This is a genomic window from Chamaesiphon sp., from assembly GCF_041737865.1.
Taxonomy (GTDB): Bacteria; Cyanobacteriota; Cyanobacteriia; order Cyanobacteriales; family Chamaesiphonaceae; genus Chamaesiphon.
In genome coordinates, this window is record NZ_JBGSQZ010000015.1 from 1 (window position 1) to 2295 (window position 2295).

4 protein-coding genes are annotated in these 2295 nt (G+C 43.3%); 3 read left to right on the top strand and 1 reads right to left on the bottom strand.

Features of this window, described 5'->3' with window-relative positions; translation table 11 throughout:
* The first annotated feature begins 259 nt into the window (after positions 1-259).
* Entirely contained in the window at positions 260-421 is a 162-nt protein-coding gene (locus ACEW9J_RS01030) for a hypothetical protein (protein WP_373543294.1), read from the top strand.
* A 162-nt stretch (positions 422-583) separates the two neighbouring features.
* On the opposite strand, the gene ACEW9J_RS01035 is transcribed toward ACEW9J_RS01030, so the two are convergent.
* Positions 584-1351, bottom strand: coding sequence for a cobalt-precorrin-6A reductase (locus ACEW9J_RS01035; RefSeq protein WP_373543297.1), 768 nt, complete (start codon positions 1349-1351; stop codon positions 584-586).
* 70 nt (positions 1352-1421) lie between these two features.
* Between ACEW9J_RS01035 and ACEW9J_RS01040 the strand changes: the two genes are divergently transcribed.
* Together ACEW9J_RS01040 and ACEW9J_RS01045 are read left to right on the top strand one after the other, a co-directional pair.
* Positions 1422-1907 carry a glutathione peroxidase gene (locus tag ACEW9J_RS01040; RefSeq protein WP_373543295.1) on the top strand — a complete coding sequence of 162 codons (486 nt, stop codon included), beginning with the start codon at positions 1422-1424 and terminating at the stop codon, positions 1905-1907.
* Between the two features lie 53 nt (positions 1908-1960).
* Positions 1961-2191, top strand: a complete 231-nt coding sequence (locus ACEW9J_RS01045) for a hypothetical protein (protein ID WP_373543296.1) — start codon at positions 1961-1963, stop codon at positions 2189-2191.
* The last annotated feature ends 104 nt before the right edge of the window (positions 2192-2295 follow it).

Sequence of the window (2295 nt, forward strand, 5' to 3'; positions counted from 1 at the left end):
TCTATTATCTTCTGCTAACTTCCCTCCAAATGGCAGTTCAAAGTTTTCTGATTCAGTTTTACGTTGCTCGTCTTTTTTATACATTGCTTGTACGGATACGTCGATGTCTTCACTAATTTTAGTTGATTTTAGCCAATTTCATTAAACCTGAGTAACTTTTTGCAGCTTCTATCTCTCTCTGTATATGGGTTTTGAGTTTTATCAGCAACCCCGAATTAGTCCCTGATGCTGTTCTAAAGCCTGAACTCCTTGCTAAAAAATGGTTTTGTTGCAAATATTCTCACTCGATCGCCAGATTCAAGCGATCGAGTGCAAGGGTTCTGAGCCTTTCAACGTCAAAACCTTGCACTTAATTTCTGAAAAAAGGCTCAAAATCCTTGCAGTGATTGGCTTGCTGAGATCTTCAGCAAGCCCTAATTAATGAAAATTTTGAATATCATGCGTTATGAGCGACCGCATCGATCCACTAAATAATAGGTACACCCACCGCCGCCAAAAGATCGCAGCTCAATTATATTCAGATTGTCGATTCGATCGGTTTTAGCAATAATTTCAGCCATCATATTACACAATTACCCACAACTCACTCAAGTCGATCGATTAACCACTCTATTGCACCCGCTACATCTGTCACTATCTCTCCATCAGGCACGATCGGACGTTGTATCATCACCACAGGTAAACCCAACTCTCGCGCCGCAATAATCTTGGCATAAGTCGCATCACCACCACTATTTTTACTAACGATCGCCTGAATCTGATACTCTCTAAGCAACTCGCGTTCTCCCTCCAGATTAAATGGCCCACGATCTAGTAATAACTTACCTGGTGGTAATGGGATGCCCAGATCGGGAGGATCGATCGATCGCATCAAACACCATTTAGCTGTCAAACTTGCAAAGGGCGCGAGTTGTTGCCGTCCGATCGTCACAAAGATTCGCTCTGCGCTAGCTGGAATCGCCTGCACCGCCTCCTCAATACTTTCAACCTCAATCCAATTATCTTCAGGCGATCTTCTCCACTCAGGGCGAATCAACATCAATCTGGGCATCCCCACATGAGTCGCTGCACTCGCCGCATTTTGAGATATTTGGGCAGCAAACGGATGCGTCGCATCAATTAGCAGATCGATTTGCTCGGTTTGCAAATATCTTACTAAACCAGCCTCACCACCAAAGCCACCAATTCGGACATCACCAACTAGATTCTTTGGCGCACTAGTTCTCCCCGCCAGACTGGTAATCACTACCAATCCAGGTAGATCGTTGGCAAAGCCTCTCTGCAAGAGAATCACTAGACTTGCCAATTTTACCGCATCCCCAGTCCCACCCAAAATCAAGAGTCGCTTCATCACACCAAGCAAGTTCCGAGTAGTTCAATAATAATAAATAGATTAGTATCCACCAAACTAGAACATCTTTATGTCATCCACAGTTTACGACTTTTCGGCTACCAGCATCGAAGGTCAACCCGTCGAGATGAGTACTTATCGCGACAAAGTTTTGCTCGTCGTCAATACCGCTAGCGCGTGTGGTTTTACGCCTCAATACAAAGGTTTGCAAGAGTTGTACGACAAATATGCCAGCAAAGGATTTGCAGTGTTGGGCTTTCCTTGCAACCAATTTGGACAACAGGAACCAGGGAATGCAGCAACTATTCAGTCTTTTTGCGAAACCAGATTTGGGGTGTCTTTTCCACTATTTGAGAAAGTCGATGTCAATGGTGCCAATGCTCACCCACTGTTTAAATATTTAGAAAAAGCCGCACCAGGAATCTTTGGTTCGGAGGCGATTAAATGGAACTTTACCAAGTTTTTGGTCGATGGTAGTGGCAATGTCGTCAAACGCTACGGCTCGAATACCGATCCGAAGGATATCGCCAAGGATATCGAAGGACTTTTGAAATAATTACTTTTATAAAATGGGGAGAAAGTCTCCCCATAAATTTTCACATCAAATCAATGTCGATCGAAGTTATCCCCGCGCTAATTACTGACAAGTCTATTATCCGACGGATGATGGAACTATTTAGACACGATCTGTCAGAGTTTGAAGATACGGATCTCGACGAACATGGCTATTTTGGCTATCCATACTTAGATTATTATTGGATTGAATCCGATCGACATCCATTTATTGTGAAAGTCGATGGTAAACTAAGCTGTTTGGCGTCTAAAGCACATATGCTATAATAGCAGTCGCCTGTACGATCTTGAGTCTAATGCCTGCCCTCAATTTTCTCAATTCCGAAACAAAAGAGAAGTTACAAAAGGCACTCAAAGAGCATGAGCATCCA

Coding starts and splice junctions, on each gene's coding strand:
- ACEW9J_RS01040 (WP_373543295.1), top strand. CDS start 1,422: ATGTCATCCACAGTTTACGACTTTTCGGCTACCAGCATCGAAGGTCAA.
- ACEW9J_RS01030 (WP_373543294.1), top strand. CDS start 260: ATGGTTTTGTTGCAAATATTCTCACTCGATCGCCAGATTCAAGCGATC.
- ACEW9J_RS01035 (WP_373543297.1), bottom strand. CDS start 1,351: ATGAAGCGACTCTTGATTTTGGGTGGGACTGGGGATGCGGTAAAATTG.
- ACEW9J_RS01045 (WP_373543296.1), top strand. CDS start 1,961: ATGTCGATCGAAGTTATCCCCGCGCTAATTACTGACAAGTCTATTATC.